This window comes from Pedobacter sp. KBW06, from assembly GCF_003852525.1.
Taxonomy (GTDB): Bacteria; Bacteroidota; Bacteroidia; order Sphingobacteriales; family Sphingobacteriaceae; genus Pedobacter.
Map to the genome: position 1 here is coordinate 1 of NZ_QAJL01000012.1, position 2,320 is coordinate 2,320.

Annotated in this window: 2 protein-coding genes; both read right to left on the minus strand. The window is 39.5% G+C overall.

What is annotated here, in order from left to right; translation table 11 throughout:
- Window positions 1-431: 431 nt before the first annotated feature.
- Window positions 432-1,190, minus strand: coding sequence for a hypothetical protein (locus DBR43_RS32800; RefSeq protein ID WP_124587576.1), 759 nt, complete (start codon window positions 1,188-1,190; stop codon window positions 432-434).
- A 60-nt stretch (window positions 1,191-1,250) separates the two neighbouring features.
- Window positions 1,251-1,808 (minus strand): histidine phosphatase family protein, encoded by a 558-nt coding sequence (locus DBR43_RS32805; protein WP_124587577.1) that lies wholly within the window; start codon window positions 1,806-1,808, stop codon window positions 1,251-1,253.
- Between the last annotated feature and the right edge of the window lie 512 nt (window positions 1,809-2,320).

Consider the following 2,320-nt stretch of genomic DNA (forward strand, 5'->3'; position numbering starts at 1 on the left):
GGACTGTCAGCAACATTGTGCCCCTGATTTCTTAATCAATTACTTCCTGAGACGATCATCATTCCTGGTATTTAATGACTCCCTGATGCAATCAGGATTTTCTATTTCTTCAGTAGCTTTCCTTTTGTTTCCCCAGAGGTTGCTGTGTGTGCAGGCCTTCCTGATTTGAATGACCTGCTTTTCAACGGAACTTCCATCGCTTTTACATATAGGTTTTCCGGAATCATTAAGCGGGAACCTTTCTGATTTCTTTATGAGTGTAGCTCTTGCTGCTTAGGAGCCTGGCAATTGACGATGAGTTAGGCATTGCTTTGATCACTAAATAGTACTTGTTCTTTTACGGTGTACATAATTTAGCAATCCATCTTTTTGTTCTTTTTGGATAATCTCCATGATTTAATATTTCCTCCTGTTGGGAAATGATCCCGCTGTTATTTTCGCGTTACATATCTGCTGCTAATCCAGCCCCTTAATTGCTGATCTTTAAAATCGAAGCTCACGGGATGACTTTTGCCAACCAGGAACGTAGGATCTACTTCGATAAATAGCCAGGATCTATCCTGCTGAATGAGTTCAGATAGAATATTGACTTTTGAACCCATTTTTATCTGGGCAATAATATTTGTGCCTTCGGTGATTCCGAAAGTGAACGTCTCTTTTTCAGCTCCTTTGAGCAGGTCAGTATCGGGAGAGAACCTTAAGTTATAATTGTTGGTATTAACGATGGCAGGTTCAGCTTGTTTGCTATAAAATGGGGGACTGAGCATACTGCTTCCGGTATATGCCGTATTTGTTAACACATAGTTGTCCCTGATCAGCAATCGGGTTGTATTAAATTCAAACGACCTTATCGAAACATAGGGACTTTCTCCGCAACAATGACCTAGTGTTAAAGTTAGTATCTTTCTGTTGTTGGTGTTAAATACCTGGTAACTCCAGCACTGCTCTGTAATCTGCTCTTTTAATATCCCGTTAATGTTTAGGTATACCTTTATGCATTTAGGTTCACCGCATTGATATAAGTAGATGTAATCATCTATTTGGTCATTATTAAGATCAATGATTTGCTTATCGAACTTGTGTTCCATAGCACTCGCCCTAATATCTTTTTCAATCTTTTGTAACTGATCAGCTTGTGCCTGGCTTTGTATATAAGAGAATAGAAAGATAACGATGAATAGTTTTCGCATGGGTAAAGGTTTATGAATGTTGGATTTTCGGGACGTTATGGAGGCAGCTGATAAGTAAAGCTAGAAATTGCAGTTGGAAGATGGGTTTAAGCCCTGCTTGTCTTTTTTCAGCAGAGGTACCCCTGTAGAAAAAGTGACCACCCATATGCTGTCATAATCATTTGTACCCCATTTTTGAGTGACCGATTTTACACCCAGTGCATTCACCAGTTGCTGAATATCCTTATGTTCCCAAACAATGATGACGGTGCCCTTCTCTTTTAGGAGCGCTTTGCTGATGTGTTTGTAATCCCCTTCCTCATATGCCGAGTTTATGGTTAAGTTATATTTCACCGCAAAAGGAGTGATGGTTTGAAACATCCTCGCCCGGCTGGTTTTTTTACCGAGGTTTATCGCCGGGACATAAATGTCAGATGGCCTGCCGAATTTCTTATACAATACTGCCGGTAATTGTATGGAACGGTTAAATCCTTTACAGGTAAGGTTATTCCCTTCCTCAGGACGTTCTGCATGCCGTATGAATACCAGTTTTAGATTTTTGTCCTGGGAGCTGGCGGTAAAGCTGAGCAAAACAAAGGCATAGAGGAATAGCTGGGTTAACAGGGGAAGTCTTCTCATAGTTTATCTAAAATAGGATATATGCTGCAATTGACAAACTACAATTGACAAAGTTTAATCAGAGCCCGGCTTAAAAACAAGATATCCTGTTAGAATGCGGGCCGAAACAGGAATCCTGTTGCCGAAGGGAGGCTTCCTGCTGCTGATAGGTTTCATTATTCGTTAAAGGTGTGTTCATTTTTATTTCATATGACCTGTAAAAGAAGGCTGTTTGTTTCTTTTTGCTTCCGGAATAAGAAATAAATGCGCCCATCTGTTAACCTGTTCAGTGCTGATTGTTCGTTGTTATAGCCATTTTAAGGCTTAGTTCTGGTATTTATGGGATTCTTATGGAAATAAAATACTATTGCTGTATCCGGAAATACATCGATCAATGTAGCTAAGGCTTAGTTCATTGGCTTTTAATCCCTGGTGTGATTTTCTCAAATATTTGGCCTAATGTTAAGATAAATACAATTTTATGTAAATAAAGTTTGCAGGGAGCAAAAATAATCCTACTTTTGCATCCCGCT

Excerpts from the sequence above, each read along its gene's own strand:
- DBR43_RS32805 (WP_124587577.1), bottom strand. The coding sequence starts at position 1,808 with ATGAGAAGACTTCCCCTGTTAACCCAGCTATTCCTCTATGCCTTTGTT.
- DBR43_RS32800 (WP_124587576.1), bottom strand. The coding sequence starts at position 1,190 with ATGCGAAAACTATTCATCGTTATCTTTCTATTCTCTTATATACAAAGC.